This is a genomic window from Marinobacter sp. OP 3.4, assembly GCF_036224885.1.
Lineage (GTDB): Bacteria > Pseudomonadota > Gammaproteobacteria > Pseudomonadales > Oleiphilaceae > Marinobacter.
The window spans coordinates 1-20,388 of sequence record NZ_JAVVLT010000106.1 but is presented as its reverse complement, the minus strand read 5'-3'; the positions used below and the strand labels follow the sequence as shown (position 1 = coordinate 20,388).

Here is a 20,388-nt window from a genome sequence, read left to right as displayed (position 1 = left end):
ACCATGGCACGCTTCTTTATCGACCGACCCATTTTCGCCTGGGTGATCGCCATCATCATGATGCTGGCGGGGGCCCTGGCCATCACCAACCTGCCGGTGGAGCAGTACCCCACGGTGGCACCGCCGGAAGTGACCATCTCCGCCAACTACCCCGGCGCCTCCTCCGAGGCGGTGGAGGACTCGGTCACCCAGGTGATCGAGCAGGAGATGAACGGCATCGACAACCTGCTGTACATGTCGTCCACCAGCGATTCCTCCGGCAATGTCCAGATCACCCTGACCTTCGCCAGCGGCACCGACCCGGACATCGCCCAGGTGCAGGTACAGAACAAGCTGCAACTGGCCACCCCGCGCCTGCCCCAGGTGGTGCAGCAGCAGGGGGTGCAGGTGACCAAGTCGTCGGACAGCTTCCTGATGGTCATGGCCTTCACCTCCAGTGATGGCAGCATGAGCCAGTCGGACATTGCCGATTATGTCGCCGCCAATGTGCAGGACCCGATTTCCCGCACCCAGGGCGTGGGCCAGGTCCAGCTGTTCGGCGCCCAGTACGCCATGCGCGTGTGGCTGGACCCCAACAAGCTCAACGAATACAACCTGACCCCTGCGGACGTGACCAGCGCCATCGAGGTGCAGAACAACCAGGTGGCCGGTGGCCAGCTGGGCGGCGCGCCCTCGGTGGAAGACCAGCAGATGAACGCCTCCATCGTAGTGCAGACACTCCTGGAAACCCCGGAGCAGTTCGGCGAGATCCTGCTCAAGGTCACCGGGGACGGTTCCCGGGTGCGCCTGTCGGACGTGGCCCGGATCGAGCTGGGTGCGGAGTCCTATAACGTGGTGGGCAGCTACAACGGTCAGGCCTCCGCCGGCATCGGTATCAACCTGGCCACCGGCGCCAATGCCCTGGACACCGCCGAGCAGGTCCGGGAGCGTATCGGGGAACTCAGCGCCTACTTCCCGGACAGCCTGGAAGTGTCCTATCCCTATGACACCACCCCATTCGTGGAAATCTCCATCATGGAGGTGGTGAAGACCCTGTTCGAGGGCATCGCCCTGGTGTTCCTGGTGATGTACCTGTTCCTGCAGAACTTCCGCGCCACGCTGATTCCCACCATCGCGGTGCCGGTGGTGCTGTTGGGTACCTTCGGGGTGCTCTACGCCTTCGGCTTCTCGGTGAACACCCTGACCATGTTCGGCATGGTGCTGGCCATCGGGTTGCTGGTGGACGACGCCATCGTGGTGGTGGAGAACGTCGAACGGGTGATGGCGGAGGAAGGCCTGAGTGCCGTCGAGGCCACCCGCAAGTCCATGGGGCAGATCACCGGCGCGCTGGTGGGCATCGCCCTGGTGCTGTCGGCGGTGTTCGTGCCCATGGCCTTCTTCCCGGGCTCCACCGGCGCCATCTACCGCCAGTTCTCCATTACCATTGTGTCCGCCATGGTGCTGTCGGTGCTGGTGGCGCTAATCCTGACACCAGCCCTGTGCGCCACCATGCTCAAGCCCCATAAGGGCGACCACCAGACCAAGGGGGGCTTCTTCGGCTGGTTCAACCGCAGCTTCGATAGCGCTGCCGACCGCTACCAGGGCCGTGTGGGCAAGATTATCGGTCGCTGGGGGCGGTACACCTTCCTCTATGTGGTGATCGTCGGGGTGCTGGCCTTCAGCTTCATGCGCCTGCCGACCGCCTTCCTGCCGGAGGAGGACCAGGGCATCCTGCTGACCCAGGTGCAACTGCCGGTGGGCTCCACCCAGGGGCAGACCCTGGAGGTGCTGGACAAGGTGGAACACTACTTCCTGGAAGAGGAATCCGAAGCGGTGGAATCCGTCTTCACCGTGGCCGGCTTCAGTTTTGCCGGCCAGGGCCAGAACTCCGGCCTCGCCTTCGTGCGGCTGAAGGACTGGAGCGAACGGGATCTGGAGAAGGACGGGGTAGACGCCGTTATCGGTCGCGCCATGGGAGCCTTCTCCCAGGTCCGTGAGGCAGTGATCTTCGCCCTCAACCCACCGGCCATTCCGGCCCTGGGCGTGGCCAGCGGCTTCAACTTCCAGCTCCAGGACCAGGGCGGCCAGGGCCACCAGGCCCTGGTGGAGGCCAGCAACCAGTTGCTGGGCCAGGCCAACCAGCACCCGGCCCTGACCCAGGTGCGCTACAACGGCCTGCCAGACGCGCCCCAGTACCGGCTGGATGTGGACCGCCAGAAGGCCCGCGCCATGGGCGTGTCCCTGGCGGACATCAACACCACCCTGTCAGTGGCCTGGGGTTCCAGCTACGTCAACGACTTTGCCGACCGGGGCCGTATCAAGCGGGTCTACGTCCAGGCGGACGCACCTTTCCGCATGCTACCGGAGGATATCGACAACTGGTACGTGCGTAACGGCGGCGGCGAGATGGTGCCCTTCTCCAGCTTTGCCACCGGCGAATGGACCTACGGTGCCCAGCAGTTGCAGCGCTACAACGGCGTGTCGGCCATGAACATCCAGGGCAATGCCGCCGCCGGCTTCAGCACCGGGGACGCCATGGCCGCCATGGAGGAGCTGGCCGCGGACCTGCCCGAGGGCTTCGGCTTCGAGTGGACCGGCCTGTCCTACCAGGAGATCCAGTCCGGCAACCAGGCGCCGTTGCTGTATGCCCTGTCGCTGCTGGTGGTGTTCCTGTGCCTGGCCGCCCTCTATGAAAGCTGGTCGATTCCGTTCTCGGTCATGCTGGTGGTGCCCCTGGGTATTATCGGTGCGGTACTGGCCGCCAACCTGCGGGGGCTGGGCAACGATGTGTTCTTCCAGGTGGGCCTGCTGACCACCATCGGCCTGTCGTCCAAGAACGCGATCCTGATCGCGGAGTTCGCCCAGGACCTGGAGAAGGAGGGACGCAGCCTGCTCCAGGCGACCCTGGAGGCCACCCGCCTGCGGCTGCGCCCGATCCTGATGACCTCGCTGGCCTTCGGCCTCGGCGTCACTCCGCTGATGCTCAGTTCCGGGGCCGGGTCCGGCGCCCGCCATGCCATCGGCACCGGCGTGTTCGGTGGCGTGGTGGCCGCCACCGTGCTGGCCATCTTCTTCATCCCGCTGTTCTACGTGCTGGTGCGCCGGATGTCCGGCGTGCCCCTGCACGGTCGCCGGGACAGCGACGACCATCAGGCCCCGGAATCACAGGAGAACCCATCATGAAGGCGTTGATTCCCGCATTGGCCGTGGCCCTGACCCTCGGCGGGTGCAGCATGATCCCCGACTACCAGACCCCGGACAGCCCGGTGCCCCAGGCGGTGGGCGATGGCAACCAGGATGTGGATACGGTGGTCCTGCCGGGCTGGGAAACCCTGTTTCCGGACCCGCAGCTCCGGGCCCTGATCCACACCGCCCTGGCCAACAACCGTGACCTGGAACTGGCCATGCTGGATGTGGCCGAAGCCCGGGCGCAGTACGGCATCGAGGGCGCCGCCCTGTTCCCGGAGATTGGTGCCAGTGCCGACGGCAGCCGCCAGCGTTTGCCGGCGGACCTGAGCGGTACCGGTGACAGCACCATCACCAGCCAGTACAGCGTGGGCCTGGGCGTGGCCGCCTATGAGCTGGACCTGTTCGGCCGGGTGCGCAGCCTGGAGGAATCCGCCCTGCAAAGCTACCTGGCCACCGAGGCCGCCCGCCGCAGCGCGCAGATTACCCTGGTGTCCGAGGTAGCCAACGCCTACCTGACCCTGCTGGCCGATAACCAGAAGCTGCGCATCAGCGAGGACACCGTAGCGGCCCAGCAGGCCTCGGTGGACCTGGTCCGCCAGCGCTTCGACGCCGGGCTGGCGGCGGAGCTGGATGTACGCCAGGCCGAGATCGCCCTGGAAACCGCCCGCGCCAACCGGGCCCAGCTACGGCGCCAGGTGGAGCAGGACCGCAATGCCCTGTCCGTGCTGGTCAGCGGGCCGGTACCGGAGACACCGGAAGGCAACGTGATCGACCCGGCAGTGGCGCTGCTGGCCAGCGTACCGGCGGGGCTGGACGCCTCGGTGCTGCTGCAGCGGCCGGATATCCGCCAGGCGGAGTTCAACCTGCGGGCCGCCAATGCCAATATCGGCGCCGCCCGGGCCGCGTTCTACCCGAGCATCACCCTGACCGGGTCCGCCGGCACTGCCAGTGCCGACCTGTCCGGGCTGTTCGAGGGGGGCTCCGGCACCTGGTCCTTCGCCCCCAGCATAAACCTGCCGATCTTCACCGCCGGCCGGCTGCGGGACAGCCTGGACGTGGCGGAGATCCGCCGGGACAAGGCCGTGATCCGCTATGAACAGGCCATCCAGAGCGCTTTCCAGGAGGTAGCCGATGCCCTGGCCGCCCGTGCCCACCTGGCCGAGCAGGTGGAAGCCCAGGCCAGCCTGGTGCAGGCCACCGAGCGGTCCCTGAACCTGGCCCAGGCCCGCTATGAAGGCGGCGCCGACGATTACCTCGCCGTCCTCGACGCCCAGCGGGAACTGCTCAGCGCCCGCCAGACCCTGGTGGACACCAAGCTGCTGCGGCTGGCGAACCGGATTACCCTGTACCGGGCACTGGGTGGCGGGGAGTATGCTTCGGAGTCCCTGATGATTGGTGAGGGCGGCAACGCTCAATAGGCTCGGCTGATCCACCCTGCAACCTGAAAAACCCTCGCTCACTCCGGCTGAGCGAGGGTTTTCTTTCTATCGGGCAACCGTCAGTGGCGGCAACAGGCATCAATGGCCCGAATGTGGCGGTCATCGGTACCGCAACACCCGCCCAACAGGGTCAGGTGACCAAAGCGCTCGCGCAGGCTCGCGTAGAGCTGTCCCAGTTCCGCAGGGTTGCCCTCATCCAGCTCCGTGGATCCGTCCAGCTCCTCATGGCTCTTGCGGCTGGCATTGGCCCGTAGCCCCCGGATACGCCGGGTCCAGTCCTCGCCCGGGTCCAGGGCCTGCTGGAAGTGCTCCGGATGGGCGCAATTGATCATGTAGTAGGCGGGTGCGCCACCGGTTACCTCATCCACCGTACGTATGGCCTCCGCCAGGGTCACCCCGCTGGGCAGGCGACCGTCGGTCTCCGTGGTGAACGAAATCACCAACGGGATGCCGGCGCTCTGCGCCGCCTGGGCAATACCGATGGCTTCATCAACGGTGTTCATGGTCAGGGCCGCCACCAGGTCGGCGGCGGAGTCGCTGAAGGTATCCACCTGGGCCTGGTGGTACGCCCGGGCCTCGTCGATGGACGGGGCCTCGGACGGGTCATAGCCATCGCCCTTGGGTCCGATACAGCCGCTGATCACCATGGGGGTGTCCGCGGTTTCGTGGCGTTCACGGATCCGTTCCGCCAGGGCCACGGCCCGCCGGTTCGCCTCCGCCAGTTCCTCAGCACTGTAACCAAGCTGATCCGCCCAGACCTTGCTGGCCCGCCAGGTGGGGGTTTCCAGGATCAGCCCCCGCCGGGATTGCCTGGCAATGTCGATATAGGGCCGGAAGTAATCCTCAAGCCGTTGCTCACCTTCCGCGCTCGACAGCAGGTCAAAGGCGGCGAACAGGGGCAGATCCACGCCCTCCTGAAAGATCAGCGTGGTTTCCAGGCCGCCGTCCAGCAGGAAGATCCGGTCGCCCAGTTGAGGCAGGTTGTGTCGGTATTTCGCAGTCATTTACGTTCACTCCTTGGCAGTTTGCCATGGCACGGGGTACCGCCCGAGGCGTAACCGGTATGGATACATTCCCCTTCCCCGCGCTAATCGGTTACTATTTGCACAATGTTGCAATTCGAAATATCCGGCCGGACAACAGACAGTCTAGGGGGACCCGCGCCGGAAAGCAGTGGACCGGGGGTACGGACTTTCTCATTATTTTTTCTTTTTATAATCAATGAATTAGAATCGTTAATCCCGGAGATATCACGTTCGGTGTCAGGACAGGTTTTTTTACTGGACCGGAGGTACAGTTAAGGATGGCGACACGCACCAACAGCAGCCGTGAACGGATTCTGGCCACGGCGGAATCACTGATCCTGCAGAAGGGGTATGTGGGCACCTCCATTGAGGACATCCTTGAGAAGGCGGCCATTACCAAGGGTGGTTTCTTCTATCATTTCAACGGCAAGAGTGCCCTGGCGGAAGCGCTGGTGGAACGCTACCTGGAGCAGGACCAGCAGGTCTTTGGGGACCTGCTTGCACGTGCCGACAGCCTCAGTGAGGACCCGCTGCAGCGACTGCTGATTTTCCTCAACCTGCTGGCGGAGATGGTCGGCGGCATGACTTCCACCCACCCCGGGTGTCTGGTGGCGGCCTTTACCTACGAAATGCAGCAGTTTGACGATATTGTCCGCCAGCGTATGAAGGACGGGTTGATGGAATGGCGAACCATGGTGCTCGACCGGTTAACCGTCATCGCCGGGCGCTATCCGGCCCGGGTTCCGGTTTCCATCGAGACCCTGGCCGACATGTTCAGCTCCTGCCTGGAAGGCGGCATCGTGCTGGCCAGGGTGCTGGACGACAACAAGGCGTTGATCGAACAGGTGCATGCGTATCGCACCCATCTGCGGCTGGTGTTTGATCCAACCGTCACGGTAGCGGCCCCTGACCGGGCAACGCCAGCCATGACCTCACCCTGATCGTCCCCGATCGCTACGAACTACAGCCACTTCTGCTTCCGCCCCGCAACGGTTTCCGCCATCTGCCTGCGTAGCCAGGGCACCTGGCGGGACAGGGGCAGTACCAGGTCCCGCAGACCAGCGGCACCCTTGAGTTTGGACTGGAACAGCGGTGTCAGCCACCAACTCATGCGCTGGTAGAAACGGATGGCACCCCGGCGCTGGCCCGCAAAATGCGGCCACACCTCCTCCCAGCGACGGCACTCGGCCAGGGCCCGCGCCATGGCCACGGCATCCAGCAGGGCCATGTTGGCCCCCTGGCCCAGTTGCGGGCTCATGGCATGGGCGGCATCGCCAATCACCCCGATCCGGCCTTCCCCCCAATGGTCCAGGACCACATCGCGATAGGTGGCGGGCAGCAGGTCACGGGCGGAGCCGATGCTTTCCACCAGCGGCCCCAGTTCCGGCCACAGGTCCGTGACATCCTTCTTCCAGTGCTCCAGGGGGAAATCGTCCTGCTGCCAGTGCGCCATGTCAGCCACCGGCAGGCTCCAGAAGAAGCTGACCATGGGCTGCCCGCCGTTTCCGGGCACCGAGCCGGTGGGCAACATGCCCAGCATGCGGTGGGCGCCTTGGTAACGCTGTTGCAGCAGCGGCTTCGAAAAGGTCGCCAGGCCATCGGTCAGCGGGCGGATCAGCCACATGGCGCCCCAGGGATACTGGCGGTCATAGCGAACCAGGGATCGCGGGCGCAGGGTACTGGCACTGCCGTTGGCCACCAGCACGCCGTCGAAACCTTCCTGGCTGGTCTGGCCCTGCTGCCGGAAGGCCACCATGGTGCCGGTGGACGCCTCACCCAGCGAGAGCACTTCACACCCAAAACGGCGCTCATGGGGCAGGTCCGCCAGCGCCTCATCCAGCACATGACACAGGGCGGCCCGATGCACCCCCAGGCCGGCCACCTGCTCCCCCTGGCCCAGGTCCCGGTAGGCCACATCCATGATCGCCCGGCCACCGGTGGTGCAGCCGTACAGCGCATCAACCCGCTGGCCATACTGCCGGATCGACGCCAGGCACCCCAGCTCCGCCATGGCATCCAGCCCGGCAGGCTGCAATAGCAACCCGGCACCCACCGGCGCAAGGGATTCGGCTCGTTCAAATAGCGTGATCTGATGCCCCTGTCGGGCAAGCAGGATGGCGGCGGCAAGCCCGGCGGTGCCGGCACCGATGATGGCAATACGCTGGTGTTTCAACGGAAGGTCCCTCTCCCCTGCGGTGATCTGTGTCTTCTGTTGGCAGATACGCTACGACAATCGCTGACCGAATGAAACCGAAAAACGCCGGTTTACCCGGGCCCCTGGGCATTTTCCCCTGGAGCCCTCCTCGCCGATACGGCTATGATACATAGCCTGCTATTCAAGGCTCCCGATCCTGACCGAACATGGAATCCGCCATGAAATTTCTCAAGGACCTGTCCCTGTCCGCCATCAATGCCGGTTTTGTCACGGTGCTGGTGGGGTATACCAGCTCAGGAGTCATTATCTTCCAGGCCGCCCGGACGCTCGGCGCCTCACCGGAGGAAATCGGCTCCTGGTTACTCGCCCTGGGCATTGGCATGGCGGTCACCAGCATTGGCCTTTCGCTGCGCTACCGGATGCCCATTGCCACCGCCTGGTCCACGCCCGGCGGGGCAATGGTCATCACGGCGGCTTCGGGCCTGTCCATGGCGGACGCCATCGGGGCCTTTATCGTGGCCGGGCTGCTGATGGCCATCGCCGGGTTCTCGGGGTGGTTCGAGCGGGTGATGAATCGCATCCCCCTGTCCATCGCGGCGGGCATGCTGGCCGGTATTCTGCTGAAGTTCGGGCTCGACGCCTTTGCCTCACTGAATACCGCCTTTCCATTGGTCTTTTCCATGCTCGTTTCCTATCTTCTGGCCCGCCGCCTGATTCCACGCTACGCGACGCTGGTGCCTCTGATACTGGGGGCCACAATAGGACTGGTGCAGGGCAACGTCAGTTTCTCCAACGTGGAGCTGACTCTGGCAACCCCGGTCTGGGTGACACCCCACTTTACGCTGGATGCCCTGATCGGCGTGGCGCTACCATTGTTTGTAGTGACCATGGCCTCACAGAACCTGCCTGGTCTCACGGTGCTGCGGGCCTCGGGCTTCAATGCTCCCGCGTCCCCCCTGCTCGGCTGGACCGGAACAGCGACCGTCCTGCTGGCGCCCCTCGGTGGATTCACCATCAACCTGGCCACCATCACCGCGGCCATCTGCACCGGAAGGGAAGCTCACGAGAACCCTGACAAACGGTACGTGGCCGCGATCGCCGCCGGCATCTTCTATCTGCTGGTGGGCCTTTTCGGCGCTACCGTCGGGGCGCTGTTTTCCGCCTTCCCCAAGGAATTCATCTTCGCCATTGCCGGTCTTGCCCTGCTCAATACCATTGCCAATAGCCTGGTGACGGCCCTGAAAGAGGAAAGCCAGCGGGAACCGGCCCTGATCACCTTCCTGGTGACCGCCTCGGGAGTAACGCTATTCGGCGTAGGTTCAGCCTTCTGGGGCATGGTGGCGGGAGTCCTCGCCCTGGTCACCCTGAACGCCGACAGCAAACGCCCATTGCTGAAACGGTCAGCAACCTCCGCAAAGCCGGAGGCCGGGAGTCCCCGGGAATAACGGCGACCCGCATTACAGGGAATCCGGGAATGAAGACACCAGGAAGTCCACCAGCGCCCGCACCTTGGGGGTGACGAACTTGCGGGTCGGATAGACGGCGTACACCCCCAGCTCCGTGGACGGATAGTCCGGCATCAGCTCCACCAGGGTGCCGGCCTCCAGCGCCTCGTTCACCAGGAACCCCGGCTGCAGGACGATGCCCTGACCCGCCAGCGCCGTGGCGACGCAGGTTTCCCCGTTGCTGGCGATCATCCAGGGACGAGTGCGGGCAGTGACCTCGCCCTCCGGCCCGCTGAAGGGCCAGTCGTTGCCGCCGGTGAAGTAGCTGTAGGCGATGACCCGGTGGTCCGCCAGCTCCCGGGGGTGGGTCGGTTCGCCGTGGCGACGGAGGTAGTCCGGCGAGGCACAGGGTTTCAGGCGGGTGGTGGTGATACGCCGGCTGACCAGCGTGGAATTGCGCAGGATGCCGATACGTACGGAGAGATCATAGCCCTCCTCCACCACATCCACGGTGCGGTCCGAGAGGTCAATGGTCAGTTCCACCTCGGGAAAGCGTTCATGGAACTGTCCCCACAGGGGCGCCAGGTGACTGATCCCGAAACTGACCGGCACGTTGATGCGCAGCATGCCCCTGGCCACATCCCCCCGGGAGGTGACCTCCGCTTCCGCCTCCTCCACTGACGCCAGCAGCTCACGGCAACGGATATAGAACACCTCGCCTTCCGACGTCAGGGACAACCGTCGGGTGGTCCTGTGCAGCAACCTGACCCCCAGCCGGGATTCCAGCTCACTGACATAGCGGGACGCCGCCGCCTTGGAAACGCCAAGGGTCTCGGACGCGGCTACAAAGCTACCCGCCTCCACCACCGTGCAGAAGGTCTGCATTTCCAACAGTCGATCCATGATTGATTGTCTCGTTTTAAGGAACAATTAATTCAATATAGGCATATTTATCCCGAATATCGATACCGATAATCTACTCCCATGTTCACACACACCTGGGAGACCTGATTATGAACAACGCACTCATCAACAAACTGCTGTCCACCAACGCTGGCTGGGGTGCACTCGCCCTGCGCATCCCCGTAGGCATTATCTTTGTGGCCCACGGCGCCCAGAAGCTGTTTGGCTGGTTTGGTGGCTACGGGCTGGAAGGCACCGGTCAGTGGATGGATTCCATCGGCCTGGGCCCGGGCATCGTCATGGCCCTGCTGGCCGGGGCCGCGGAGTTCTTCGGTGGCCTGGCACTGATCGTGGGCCTGCTGGTTCGCCCTGCTGCCGCCGTACTGGCCTTCGCCATGCTGATCGCCATCTTCAGCGTGCATATCGGCAACGGCCTGTTCATGAGCAACAATGGCTACGAATTCGGCCTGACCCTGCTGGCGGTCTCCGTCTCGCTGCTGTTCAGTGGTGCCGGCCGGGCCTCGGTAGACCGCCTGCTGGCCGGCAACTGATCTCACTGGCCGGAGGAGGTAACCCCCATGAGCCTGTTCGTTTCCCATGGCGCCCCCACCTTTGCACTGGAGCCGGGCCTGGCGGGCCCGGCCCTCACCCGGCTGGGCCAGCAACTGCCCCGGCCGGCTGCCGTGCTGGTGGTGTCGCCCCACTGGATGACCCGTGAACTGCAGGTGGGTCTCTCGCCTGCGCCTGCCACCATCCATGATTTCCGGGGCTTCGAGAAGGCGCTGTATGACCTGCAATATCTGGCCCCGGGACATCCGGACCTGGCCCGACAGGCACTGGAACACCTGGAAGATGCCGGCTGGCAACCGGCCCCCGAACCGGAGCGGGGGCTGGACCACGGCGCCTGGGTACCCCTGCGCTACCTGTACCCGGACGCCTCGGTGCCGGTGTTCCAGGTATCCCTGCCGATAGACCTGGACAGCCGTTCGGCCTGGCAACTGGGCCGTGACCTGGCCCCCCTGCAGGATGCCGGCGTGTTGATCGTCGGCTCCGGCAGCCTGACCCACAATCTCCATGAGGTGAACTGGGGCAGGGAACAGGCAGCGGACTATGCCCGCGATTTCAGTCACTGGGTACGCCACGTCGTGCTGACCCGGGATCACCGGCGCCTGGTCAACACCCTTATGGAGGCCCCCCATGCCAGCCGGGCCCATCCCACCAGCGAGCATTTCCTGCCGCTGCTGATAGCGGCGGGGGCGGCCGGCGAAGGCGCAGCCGCAACGCTGATTGAAGGTGGTATCGAACATGGCGTGCTGTCCATGGACAGCTTTGTCTTCGGGTCTGGTGCCCCGTCTGCTTAACGGCAGATCCCGAACCGGCTGGTATCCAGGTGGAAGTGGTTTTCGTGGGGCTGGTTGTAGTCCGGCCCCAGCACCGTGCCAAAGTAATTGCAGGCCGCCTGGTGAACGTCCTTGAGGAACTCGCTCCGGGCCGGCTCCTGCTCATTGTCCCAGTCGTCCAGCACAGATATACGCCGACCGTCCGCCAGGCGGAAGGCCGCCACATCCAGGGCGGCGGCACGGGCATGCTCACTGCGCCGCGCGTTCTCACGATGGTAGATATTGCGGCAGGCAAAGGTCCCGTAATGCTCAAGCTGTGCCACCGGGCTGCCCAGGTGTTGCCGGGCCAGGGGCTGTAGATGGCGCTGCTCGAACATCACCCAAGTCGCCACCAGTGGGCAGGTGGCGGTAAAGGTGGAACTGAGTTCAACACTGGTTCGACGGACCCGCACCACATTGGTGAGCGGACAGGATTCCACCGGGGTGTAGTCCTCCAGGGGCAGGTGATCCAGCCAGGTGTCCGGAGCGGTGGCCAGCAGTTCCGTGCATTGTTGCTGGTCATCCCGGAGACCGGTGAGTTTCAGGCGGGTAATCGGTGTCATGGGATGATCCAGTTCCACCCGGGCCCAGGGGTTCCACTCCGGTGGGATATACTGCCAGGCCCGGTAGTAATCCACGGCCACCAGTATCAGGATCAGCAACAGCCAGAAAATCAGCGCAGCTCTCGACAAGGACATGCTCCCTTACGGACACCGTCGTTCCGCCAGCCCGGCATCTGCGGCGACCTGGCGGAGCCCCGTACATCATCCCTGAAAACCATCGATGGCAACAACCGACCCTGGTGCACAAGCCCGTAAGGAAGCACTCACTTGTACGCCGGCGGCAACTGACCTAGCATGTGCCGATTCGCCTCCGGCGCGTAAACATAGGTGTGTTGTGAAGTCTCCTGTTTACCATAGCCGTCGTGCCCGTCGCTGGCCGACCCTGTTCGCATTCCTGCTGGTGCTGGCCTGGGGGCCGGCCCATGCCGCCCCTTCCGTGCTGCTGACCCTGGGCGACCTGAACGATTTCGACTACCTGTCAGACCTGCTCACCCGGGTGCTGGAGCAGGAAGGTTACCAGGTCACCGTGGAGCAGGCCTCCAACATGCCCAACAATCGCCTGGAATGGATGCTGGAGCAGGGCGATATCAGCGTGATGATGCTGGGTCAGACCGCAAGCCGGGACCGCCGCTTCCTGCCCATCGAAGTGGGCATGACCAACAACCTGATCGGCCAGCGCATCCTGTTTATCCCACCGGGCCAGCAATCCCGGTACGACGGTATCGAAAGCCCGGGCGATCTCCGGGAGCGCCAGCTTACCGCCGGCATGGGCAAGACCTGGCTGGACTACCAGATCTGGGAACACAACGACCTGCCGGTCACCGGCCTGGATGGGGACTGGAAACGGCTGTTCCGCATGGTCGCCGCCGGCAACCGGGGCGTTGACTACCTGCCCCGGGGCGCCAACGAAATCGCCGAGGAATGGCCCGAATACCCGGAACTGGCGGTGGAGGAAAACCTGGTCCTGGTCTACCGCAAGGACCATATCCTCTATGTCTCCCCGGAACGCCAGGAACTGTACCGGATCCTAAACCGCGCGCTACGCAGGACCAAGTCAGAGGGGCTCATCAGGGAGATGGTGCGCAAGCATTATTCCGCCGTGTACCAACCGCCCGTGAATCTGGATGCCCGACGGGCCATCCATCTTGAGCTACCGGCCCGGGCCGACTCCCTCTAGCCCGGCCGCAAACACCTGCTCACGAATCAACCGCCCCAGCCGATCAACCGGCGAGCCCGCTCCATGCTGGTTGGCCAGCGTGCAGAAACTCAGCCGCGACCGGAACATCGGGCGCTCCAGCACCGTGACCTGGCCACGGGCCTGCCAGTCACGGGCCAGCTCCCCTTCCACAACCCCATAGCCCAGGCCGGCGGACACCATGGCCAGCGCCGTGTGCTCGTCCTCCGAGGTGGCCACCCGACGCCCGCCGGCACCACCCTCTGCCAGCAATTGCTTCAACAATCCATGGAACGGGCAGGTGTCCGACGGCCAGATCCAGGGCAGGTCGGCGATGGCTTCAGCGGTCTCCGGAAACCCATCCGCCGGCACCCCGGTCGGCGCCACCACACAGACCTCGATATCCATCAGGGGTGTCAGTGACAGACGCCGGTCCGGCCAGTCTCCATAGACAAAACCGCAATCCATCTCGCCATGGAGCACCTGGTGAACGATGGTGTTTGAGGTGCTGGTGCGCAACTCCAGGGAGATCTCCGGCAGGTCGCTGGCGCACTGGCGAATCAGCCGGTCGACGCCCAGTTTTTCCGGCGGGGCATTGATGCCCAGGCTCAGGGATACCGGCCGCGCCTGTCCAAGCTGGCCCGCCAGCTCGGCCATTTCCCGGACGCCCGCCAGGGCCTTACGGGCCGGTGGCAGCAGCAGCTCGCCTTCCCGGGTCAGTGTCATGCCCTGGCGGGTGCGTTCAAACAGGCTCACCAGCAGGGTCTCTTCCAGTTGCCGCAGGTGCTCACTGACCGCCGATGGAGTGGTGTGCCGGCGCCGTGCGGCCCGGGTCAGGTTGCCTTCCTCCGCCACCAGTACAAACGACCGCAACCGGTCGAGCTTGAGATTATTCATGTTCATGGTTTACGAACGCCCCGTTGCCGAAATACTGATGGACCGGATCTCCGATCGTCGCCTAATGTGGCACTGAAGCCGGCTTCCACCTTAACCCGGACGTCCATTGGGAGGGAAGCATGACCATGACACTTCACCAGAAACTGAACGCCACACTCCACCAATGGTGGCAACGGAGTCGCTATCGGGCCGCCCTCAGGACCCGCCTGCGCGACATGGACCAGGCACTGGTGGAAAAGGACATCGGGGTCCCCCGGGGCACCCTGTGCCGCGAGGCCCACAAGCCTTTCTGGCGCCCCTGACCCAATAAGGAGCAAACAATGAAGACCCTGTACATCGCCAACCGGAACTACTCATCCTGGTCCCTGCGGCCCTGGCTCATGATGCGGGAGCTGGGCCTGGACTTTCATGAACACCTGATCCCGTTTGGCCAGCAGGAAGCCTGGCAGGAATACCGCGACCTGGGCGGCAGCGGCAAGGTGCCCATGCTGGTGGACGGCAACCGCATGGCCTGGGATTCCCTGGCCATCCTGGAAACCCTGGCGGAAGAGTACCCCGAGGTCTGGCCCGAAAACAGCGAAGCCCGGGCCTGGGCGCGCAGTGCCTGTGCCGAGATGCATTCCGGGTTCGCGACCCTGAGGGACATCTGCACCATGAATGTCGGTGTCACCGTGCAACTCAGCACGATGCCCGAACCACTGGAACGGGACATCGACCGGGTCCTTGCCCTGTGGCAGCAGGGGCTGGCCAGCTTCGGCGGCCCCTTCCTGACGGGCGACAGGTTCACCGGCGTGGACGCCTTCTTCGCGCCCGTGGTGTTCCGGTTCCGGGGTTATCAGCTCAAGGCCCCCGAAGACTGTCAGCAGTACCTGCAACGGATGCTGGCACTGCCCGGAATGCAGGAATGGGAAAGGCTGGCCCTGGAAGAGCCCTGGCGGGACCCGGCCCATGAAGACGATCTCACCCGTTACGGCCATATCGTTGAGGACCGGCGAAAGCCAGCCGATAGGTAACACCACTCGGTACGGTCCGCTAAACCCAGTTTAACGGGCCGTATTGTCAGTGCAGAACACGCGTATCTTCGGGTTTTCCAAAGAGCCCCACAAACCTGAACTCCCCGCAATAGTTTTCCATAGCGATTTCAAGTATGTTTAATGTGCAATTATCAACGGAATGACTCACTGACAGACAAGGAGCGCAAATGGCGCAGCTACACCGTTATGGCGGTTATAACCTCACCTCTGGAGATTCTGATTCGGATCGACGATGGGGCGGGGCCCGGCGCACATCAGCCGGTAATCACGTCGCAAGGCTGCAAACCGATCTGGCGGAACTGGGAACATACTCCGGTAATATCGATGGCGAATTTGGCCCCAAGACCGGGCGCAGCCTCCGGATGTTCTCCTGGAATGCCAAGAGTCACTCACAGCGCGTCGCCAATCAATCTGTAGTCCTGGATACCCACCGGTTCAGTGGATCACTTTCCTCCTCTCTGGATGCATTGCTCTGTGAGGAGATATCGCGTTGGCTGAAGAGCGATTTCAGAACAACGGGTGACCTTATTCGAGTTCAGGCAGCCGATTTTGCAAACATCGAACTATCATCAGGTTTCCGCGTTCTTTCCCACAAAGCAGTTCAGCAGGGAGAGATCGTTATATCACTGGGATTCCTGGAATCGCTTAAGTTTGCTGATAAGACCGCCGGCACACTCTCAGTCAAAGTGTTCCTCAATCAGGCGTTTCGGGTACATGGAAATGCTGTGTCAGGTGCCGTGGTGCCACCGGCATCAAAATCCCAACATCTTATCGGGCATGCCATTGACTGCAATATTGTCGACGGCGGCTCCTGGAATACCTCCAGCGATTTCAGGAATGGTAATGAAACGCAGGGGGCAACTCAGTTTATTGACGCCATGACCAAACACGGATTGCGCTGGGGAGGCAATTTCAGTCGCCCGGACACACCCCACTTTGACAAACGGGTGAACCCCGATAGCGACGACTACGACTTCAAGTTTGCTTTTAATCAACTCTCGATTTCCCGCAGCCAGCCGATTCTGTTGAAAAAATGATGGTTCCGACAATGAAAAAGTTCATGCAACTGGTGGCGGCGTTCGCCGTATTACCATGGTTCAGTTCAATAAGTGCATTGGCGGAAGGGTTCGCCGATGTTGAGAAAGCGTGGCAGAAAGGGCAGCCGGTAATGATTGTTATCACGCCGGACGAGCAAACCCCGCAGGAAACTTACGGAGACTGGTCGTACTATCTGAATGAATTCGAAGCCGATGACCAGGCTGATTTCATCTCCATCTTCCCTATATCCCCTAAAAACGCCGAAGCCATCCCTGATGGTTATAACGGCGAATACTCGGTTCTGGCCTTTCAAAAAGAGGGCCCCGCCTACTTTTACGAGGGGCCGATCGTGGAACCACAGGTATACGAATACCTTCGAGTGACGTTTGCCCGGGAGGAAGTTCCGGCGCATATCGAGCCGTTCGCCCCGGAGCCCGTCAAGATCCGGTTCGAGAGGGGGTCACTGGTGGTTGAAGATTGCACGCGGAAGCAGTGACCGAGTATCACGGGCCTGCGATAGTATCACCGGACGGAGCGGAACCCTGCTCCGTCCGGTGCCGGGACTTGTCCGACGGACTATTTCGCCGCGTCGAGCTTGTCCTGGGTCTTCAGTTCGAAGTCGCTGGCATCATGGCGTTCGGGTAGCTGACCGGCGGGGTCGCCCCAGACCCGGTTGACCATCTGGCCGCGCTTCAGGCCCGGGCGCTCCTGCAACTCCTTACTCCAGCGGACGACGTTGGTGTAGGTGTGGGCCTCGATGAACTCCTGAGCATCGTAGATGGTGCCGGTCACCAGTTGGCCGTACCAGGGCCAGATCGCCATGTCGGCAATGGTGTACTCGTCCCCGGCAATGTACCGATTATTAGCCAGTTGCCGGTCCAGTACGTCCAGTTGGCGCTTCACCTCCATGGTGTAGCGGTCGATGGGATACTGGAACTTCTCCGGGGCGTAGGCGTAGAAGTGCCCGAAACCACCCCCCAGGAACGGGGCGCTGCCCATCTGCCAGAACAGCCAGTTCAGGGTTTCCGTGCGCCCGGCGATGTCCTTCGGCAGGAAGGCACCGAACCTTTCAGCCAGGTACAGCATCATGGAGCCGGACTCGAACAGTCGCAGGGGCGGGTCCTGGCTGTGGTCCACCATGGCCGGGATCTTGGAGTTGGGGTTCACCTCCACGAAGCCGCTGCCGAACTGGTCGCCGTCCATGATCTTCACCAGCCAGGCGTCGTATTCCGCTTCACTGATGCCCTTTTCCAGCAGCTCCTCCAGCAGGATGGTGACCTTGGCGCCGTTGGGCGTGGCCAGGGAGTAAAGCTGGATCGGATGCTTGCCAACCGGCAGCTCCTTGTCGTGGGTAGGACCGGCGATGGGGCGATTAACGCTGGTGAACTTGCCGCCGTCCTGCTGTTCCCATTTCCAGACTTTCGGGGGGGTATAGGTATCGTCAGACATTCACGGATCCTTTGTTGGTATAACCGGGTAAAGGTGGTGTGGCCGTCCTGGCGGGTTGTCCTGTCGTTGCAATTTCGAAACGGTTGCACCACGGGGAAAACATGCGCCCCCACATCCTAAAGGACACAGGGAACAAAGAGAACATACCGGAGAATGGCCCGATGCGGATCACCCAGAATACCCGGTGACTTCAATGTCCCTGACAACGTCATATCTCCGGCAGGGTTGTCGTATTCCGTGGCTACGCCCTATGCCGCGACATCGGCAAGGCCCGCCTTTCCCGGATTAAGGAGCCGGCACCGGAGTATCTTTTGCCACGGCGTTCATGATCCGACCTCCTCTGCCACGGCCCGATTGACCGGCAGGTACCGCCCCAGGTGCTCCAGCCCAAGCTCAATCACCGCGCGGTCGCTGATAATCCGCCGATGCCCCAACCCGGAAACCGCGTGCAGGGTGGCCCCGGGCCAGGCTGCGTGAAGGTGCCGGCTTTCCCCGAAGGGCACCTCGCGATCGTCCGGGTCATGGAGGATCAGCGCCGGATGGCGAAACCCATGGGCAAGGCGGGTCAGTTCCATGTCTTCCACCGGCACGCCTGTTTCCGCCTCCATGAGGGCAATCAGGCGATTCCGTTGCGCCTCACCCAGCCCGGTCATGGCGGCAGTCTGGTGCAGCACCCGTCTAAGGGAACTGGGGCCGGCAACATGAATGCTGGTGCGGACCTCAAGACCCTGGGCAAAGGCGTACAGCAGCGCCGGTGAGCCCATGGAGTGCCCAATTGCCGCCTCCACCGGACCAGCGGCGTCCACGACGCGAAGTACCGCCCGCCCCAGATCCACCACGTTTGAGCGGTTGCCTTCGGACTCCCCCTGGCCCGTCCCATCAAATGCCAGTACCTGGTAACCCGCTGCCAGCAAGGCCTGGATAAGGTGGCCCAGATGGCTGGCCCGGCTGTTCCAGCCGTGAACCAGCAGGACCCTGGGACCTTCATCCCCCCATTGCCAGACCGCCAGTCGATTCTCGCCGTGCAGCACCTGCGAGCGGGCCGCCCTGGCCAGCAGCGCCTGTTCCTCCCCGGTGGCCGGAACCCGCTGGGGCGTAATCAGGGCCCGGAAAACCCCATCGGCCTGATGGCCTCCGGTCCGGGACATCGGTTGTTCAGTAGCGGTTTGTTCAGTGTTCATGGCGTCTCCTCCCATTGAATTATGGTCGTCATACTATAATATTACGACTATCATCTATTCAGCAGACGCTGTCAATGGTCTGTTTCAGCCTTAACAAAAGACGGGGTTGCACAATCCGTAAGCGCGGACGAAGATAAGCCTATAAAAACAACAGCAACCTACCCATCAGAGCGATCCGATCATGACCTCTTCCGATAATGCCGGCAGTACCCCCCATCCCCGGCACGACAAGGCCACCGGCCGTCAGCCCCTGTTCTATGGCTGGTACGTGGTGGCCGCCGCCTTTGCCGTGACCTTTGTGGGCTTCGGTGCCGCCTACAGTTTCAGTGCCTTCGTGGATGCCCTGCAGCAGGAGTTCAATGCATCCCGGGGGGCGGTGTCGCTGGTGTTCTCCCTGGCGGGATTCCTCTATTTCGGCCTTGGTGTGGTCACCGGGCCCCTGGCGGACCGGTTCGGCTCCCGGCCGATGGCCATCATCGGGATGGTGCTGGTGGCGAGTGGCCTGGTGCTGGCCGGTTTTGCCCAGAGCCTGCTCCAGGTCTACCTGGCCTATGGCCTGGGTGTCGGCCTCGGGGTGGGCTTTGCCTACGTGCCATCGGTGGGCACCGTGCAGCGCTGGTTTGCGCGCCGGCGGGGCTTTGCCTCCGGTCTGGCGGTGAGCGGGATCGGCTTCGGCACCCTGATCATGCCCCTGCTGGCGGCCCTGCTGATCGGCACCCTGGGCTGGCGCAGCGCCTACATTACCCTCGGCGTTCTCTCCGCCGTGCTGGGCATCAGCATGGCCCTGCTGATCGTGAACGATCCCCGCAGCCGTGGCCTGGGGCCGGACGGCGGGCCACCGCTTCAGCCCGCCCCGTCCGGTGTTTCCGAGGGCATCGAACTGAAACAGGCGATACGCAGCCGCCCCTTCCTGACCCTGTATTTTGCCGGGCTGATTGCCTCCTTCGGTCTGTTCGTACCCTTTGTCCACCTGGTGCCCTTTGCCACGGACCAGGGCATGAGCGCGGGTGAAGGTGCCTTCCTGCTGGGTATGGTGGGGGTTGGCAGCACCATCGGGCGTTTCCTGCTGGGCAATGTGGCCGACCTGATCGGACGCCGTACCGCGCTGATCCTGGCCTTTGCCGGCATGGCCGCCACCCTGGTGATCTGGGCGGTGTCCGTCAGCCTGGTGCCGCTGGCGATCTTCGGGCTGACGTTCGGCACCTTCTATGGTGGCTTTGTCGCCCTGATGCCGGCACTGGTGATGGACTATTTCGGCGGTCGCCACGTCAGCGGCATCATCGGTGTGCTCTACACCAGCGTAGCCCTGGGTACCCTGGTGGGGCCGACAGCGGCGGGGTACGCCTATGACCTGAGCCAGGACTACACGCTCGCCATTGTGGGCAGCATCGTCGTCAACCTGGTGGCGGCCATGGCCGTCGCGACGCTCGGCAAGCCGGAAGCTGCCGAAAAATAGACGGTGGAGGGAACGGCAGACCGACCAAAAAAAGGTTCATCGCGGATTAGCGTGAAAAAGTAGGAGACGGCGGTAAAACCGG

19 protein-coding genes are annotated in these 20,388 nt (G+C 63.2%); 12 read left to right on the top strand and 7 right to left on the bottom strand.

All coding sequences use genetic code 11. The features are described 5' to 3' along the window. The first annotated feature begins 3 nt into the window (after nucleotides 1-3). Nucleotides 4-3,162 (top strand): efflux RND transporter permease subunit, encoded by a 3,159-nt coding sequence (locus tag RO069_RS17955; protein WP_328189450.1) that lies wholly within the window; start codon nucleotides 4-6, stop codon nucleotides 3,160-3,162. Beyond that, nucleotides 3,159-4,586: an efflux transporter outer membrane subunit gene (locus RO069_RS17950; RefSeq protein ID WP_328189449.1), complete on the top strand. Its 1,428-nt coding sequence runs from the start codon at nucleotides 3,159-3,161 to the stop codon at nucleotides 4,584-4,586. The genes RO069_RS17955 and RO069_RS17950 overlap by 4 nt, the downstream gene beginning before the upstream one ends. Nucleotides 4,587-4,666: 80 nt before the next feature. Here the strand turns inward: RO069_RS17950 and RO069_RS17945 are convergent, their stop codons facing one another. Beyond that, the gene (locus tag RO069_RS17945) at nucleotides 4,667-5,611 is read right to left on the bottom strand and encodes a homocysteine S-methyltransferase family protein (RefSeq protein ID WP_328189448.1); all 945 of its coding nucleotides are present in this window, start codon (nucleotides 5,609-5,611) and stop codon (nucleotides 4,667-4,669) included. A 299-nt stretch (nucleotides 5,612-5,910) separates the two neighbouring features. Between RO069_RS17945 and RO069_RS17940 the strand changes: the two genes are divergently transcribed. After that, a complete protein-coding gene (locus RO069_RS17940; protein WP_328189447.1) occupies nucleotides 5,911-6,573 on the top strand; it encodes a TetR/AcrR family transcriptional regulator in 663 nt (220 codons plus the stop codon). Between the two features lie 20 nt (nucleotides 6,574-6,593). Here RO069_RS17940 and RO069_RS17935 read toward each other — a convergent pair whose 3' ends face one another. Next, nucleotides 6,594-7,805 carry an FAD-dependent oxidoreductase gene (locus RO069_RS17935; RefSeq protein ID WP_328189446.1) on the bottom strand — a complete coding sequence of 404 codons (1,212 nt, stop codon included), beginning with the start codon at nucleotides 7,803-7,805 and terminating at the stop codon, nucleotides 6,594-6,596. A gap of 200 nt (nucleotides 7,806-8,005) precedes the next feature. On the opposite strand from RO069_RS17935, the gene RO069_RS17930 reads away from it, so the two are divergent. Beyond that, nucleotides 8,006-9,232, top strand: coding sequence for a benzoate/H(+) symporter BenE family transporter (locus RO069_RS17930; protein ID WP_328189445.1), 1,227 nt, complete (start codon nucleotides 8,006-8,008; stop codon nucleotides 9,230-9,232). Between the two features lie 12 nt (nucleotides 9,233-9,244). On the opposite strand, the gene RO069_RS17925 is transcribed toward RO069_RS17930, so the two are convergent. Then, nucleotides 9,245-10,135 carry a LysR family transcriptional regulator gene (locus RO069_RS17925; protein WP_328189444.1) on the bottom strand — a complete coding sequence of 297 codons (891 nt, stop codon included), beginning with the start codon at nucleotides 10,133-10,135 and terminating at the stop codon, nucleotides 9,245-9,247. Between the two features lie 110 nt (nucleotides 10,136-10,245). On the opposite strand from RO069_RS17925, the gene RO069_RS17920 reads away from it, so the two are divergent. Both RO069_RS17920 and RO069_RS17915 read left to right on the top strand, forming a co-directional pair. Then, nucleotides 10,246-10,686 carry a DoxX family protein gene (locus RO069_RS17920; RefSeq protein ID WP_328189443.1) on the top strand — a complete coding sequence of 147 codons (441 nt, stop codon included), beginning with the start codon at nucleotides 10,246-10,248 and terminating at the stop codon, nucleotides 10,684-10,686. A gap of 27 nt (nucleotides 10,687-10,713) precedes the next feature. Then, nucleotides 10,714-11,496 (top strand): dioxygenase family protein, encoded by a 783-nt coding sequence (locus RO069_RS17915; RefSeq protein ID WP_328189442.1) that lies wholly within the window; start codon nucleotides 10,714-10,716, stop codon nucleotides 11,494-11,496. Here RO069_RS17915 and RO069_RS17910 read toward each other — a convergent pair. Further along, the gene (locus RO069_RS17910; RefSeq protein WP_328189441.1) at nucleotides 11,493-12,206 is read right to left on the bottom strand and encodes an extensin-like domain-containing protein; all 714 of its coding nucleotides are present in this window, start codon (nucleotides 12,204-12,206) and stop codon (nucleotides 11,493-11,495) included. The two genes, RO069_RS17915 and RO069_RS17910, sit on opposite strands and share 4 nt — an antisense overlap. Before the next feature lie 205 nt (nucleotides 12,207-12,411). Between RO069_RS17910 and RO069_RS17905 the strand changes: the two genes are divergently transcribed. Continuing rightward, a complete protein-coding gene (locus RO069_RS17905) occupies nucleotides 12,412-13,254 on the top strand; it encodes a hypothetical protein (protein WP_328189440.1) in 843 nt (280 codons plus the stop codon). On the opposite strand, the gene RO069_RS17900 is transcribed toward RO069_RS17905, so the two are convergent. Then, entirely contained in the window at nucleotides 13,228-14,154 is a 927-nt protein-coding gene (locus tag RO069_RS17900) for a LysR family transcriptional regulator (RefSeq protein ID WP_328189439.1), read from the bottom strand. The two genes, RO069_RS17905 and RO069_RS17900, sit on opposite strands and share 27 nt — an antisense overlap. 113 nt (nucleotides 14,155-14,267) lie before the next feature. On the opposite strand from RO069_RS17900, the gene RO069_RS17895 reads away from it, so the two are divergent. The 4 genes from RO069_RS17895 to RO069_RS17880 all read left to right on the top strand — a co-directional run bounded on the left by RO069_RS17895 (nucleotide 14,268) and on the right by RO069_RS17880 (nucleotide 16,716). Next, nucleotides 14,268-14,450, top strand: coding sequence for a hypothetical protein (locus tag RO069_RS17895; protein WP_328189438.1), 183 nt, complete (start codon nucleotides 14,268-14,270; stop codon nucleotides 14,448-14,450). Nucleotides 14,451-14,468: 18 nt separating this feature from the next. Next, nucleotides 14,469-15,161: a glutathione S-transferase family protein gene (locus RO069_RS17890; RefSeq protein ID WP_328189437.1), complete on the top strand. Its 693-nt coding sequence runs from the start codon at nucleotides 14,469-14,471 to the stop codon at nucleotides 15,159-15,161. A 188-nt stretch (nucleotides 15,162-15,349) separates the two neighbouring features. Then, on the top strand, nucleotides 15,350-16,219 hold the full coding sequence (locus RO069_RS17885; RefSeq protein ID WP_328189436.1) for a M15 family metallopeptidase: 870 nt from the start codon (nucleotides 15,350-15,352) through the stop codon (nucleotides 16,217-16,219). Between the two features lie 11 nt (nucleotides 16,220-16,230). Next, entirely contained in the window at nucleotides 16,231-16,716 is a 486-nt protein-coding gene (locus tag RO069_RS17880) for a hypothetical protein (protein WP_328189435.1), read from the top strand. 80 nt (nucleotides 16,717-16,796) lie between these two features. Here the strand turns inward: RO069_RS17880 and yghU are convergent, their stop codons facing one another. After that, a complete protein-coding gene (gene yghU, locus RO069_RS17875) occupies nucleotides 16,797-17,669 on the bottom strand; it encodes a glutathione-dependent disulfide-bond oxidoreductase (protein WP_328189434.1) in 873 nt (290 codons plus the stop codon). Nucleotides 17,670-17,992: 323 nt separating this feature from the next. Then, entirely contained in the window at nucleotides 17,993-18,850 is an 858-nt protein-coding gene (locus RO069_RS17870) for an alpha/beta fold hydrolase (protein ID WP_328189433.1), read from the bottom strand. 181 nt (nucleotides 18,851-19,031) lie between these two features. Between RO069_RS17870 and RO069_RS17865 the strand changes: the two genes are divergently transcribed. After that, a complete protein-coding gene (locus RO069_RS17865; RefSeq protein ID WP_328189432.1) occupies nucleotides 19,032-20,306 on the top strand; it encodes an MCT family MFS transporter in 1,275 nt (424 codons plus the stop codon). The last annotated feature ends 82 nt before the right edge of the window (nucleotides 20,307-20,388 follow it).

What these genes read in the sequence shown, in the direction of transcription:
- RO069_RS17955 (WP_328189450.1), top strand. Translation starts at nt 4, where the DNA reads ATGGCACGCTTCTTTATCGACCGACCCATTTTCGCCTGGGTGATCGCC.
- RO069_RS17950 (WP_328189449.1), top strand. Translation starts at nt 3,159, where the DNA reads ATGAAGGCGTTGATTCCCGCATTGGCCGTGGCCCTGACCCTCGGCGGG.
- RO069_RS17945 (WP_328189448.1), bottom strand. Translation starts at nt 5,611, where the DNA reads ATGACTGCGAAATACCGACACAACCTGCCTCAACTGGGCGACCGGATC.
- RO069_RS17940 (WP_328189447.1), top strand. Translation starts at nt 5,911, where the DNA reads ATGGCGACACGCACCAACAGCAGCCGTGAACGGATTCTGGCCACGGCG.
- RO069_RS17930 (WP_328189445.1), top strand. Translation starts at nt 8,006, where the DNA reads ATGAAATTTCTCAAGGACCTGTCCCTGTCCGCCATCAATGCCGGTTTT.
- RO069_RS17925 (WP_328189444.1), bottom strand. Translation starts at nt 10,135, where the DNA reads ATGGATCGACTGTTGGAAATGCAGACCTTCTGCACGGTGGTGGAGGCG.
- RO069_RS17920 (WP_328189443.1), top strand. Translation starts at nt 10,246, where the DNA reads ATGAACAACGCACTCATCAACAAACTGCTGTCCACCAACGCTGGCTGG.
- RO069_RS17915 (WP_328189442.1), top strand. Translation starts at nt 10,714, where the DNA reads ATGAGCCTGTTCGTTTCCCATGGCGCCCCCACCTTTGCACTGGAGCCG.
- RO069_RS17900 (WP_328189439.1), bottom strand. Translation starts at nt 14,154, where the DNA reads ATGAACATGAATAATCTCAAGCTCGACCGGTTGCGGTCGTTTGTACTG.
- RO069_RS17895 (WP_328189438.1), top strand. Translation starts at nt 14,268, where the DNA reads ATGACCATGACACTTCACCAGAAACTGAACGCCACACTCCACCAATGG.
- RO069_RS17890 (WP_328189437.1), top strand. Translation starts at nt 14,469, where the DNA reads ATGAAGACCCTGTACATCGCCAACCGGAACTACTCATCCTGGTCCCTG.
- RO069_RS17885 (WP_328189436.1), top strand. Translation starts at nt 15,350, where the DNA reads ATGGCGCAGCTACACCGTTATGGCGGTTATAACCTCACCTCTGGAGAT.
- RO069_RS17880 (WP_328189435.1), top strand. Translation starts at nt 16,231, where the DNA reads ATGAAAAAGTTCATGCAACTGGTGGCGGCGTTCGCCGTATTACCATGG.
- yghU (WP_328189434.1), bottom strand. Translation starts at nt 17,669, where the DNA reads ATGTCTGACGATACCTATACCCCCCCGAAAGTCTGGAAATGGGAACAG.
- RO069_RS17870 (WP_328189433.1), bottom strand. Translation starts at nt 18,850, where the DNA reads ATGAACACTGAACAAACCGCTACTGAACAACCGATGTCCCGGACCGGA.
- RO069_RS17865 (WP_328189432.1), top strand. Translation starts at nt 19,032, where the DNA reads ATGACCTCTTCCGATAATGCCGGCAGTACCCCCCATCCCCGGCACGAC.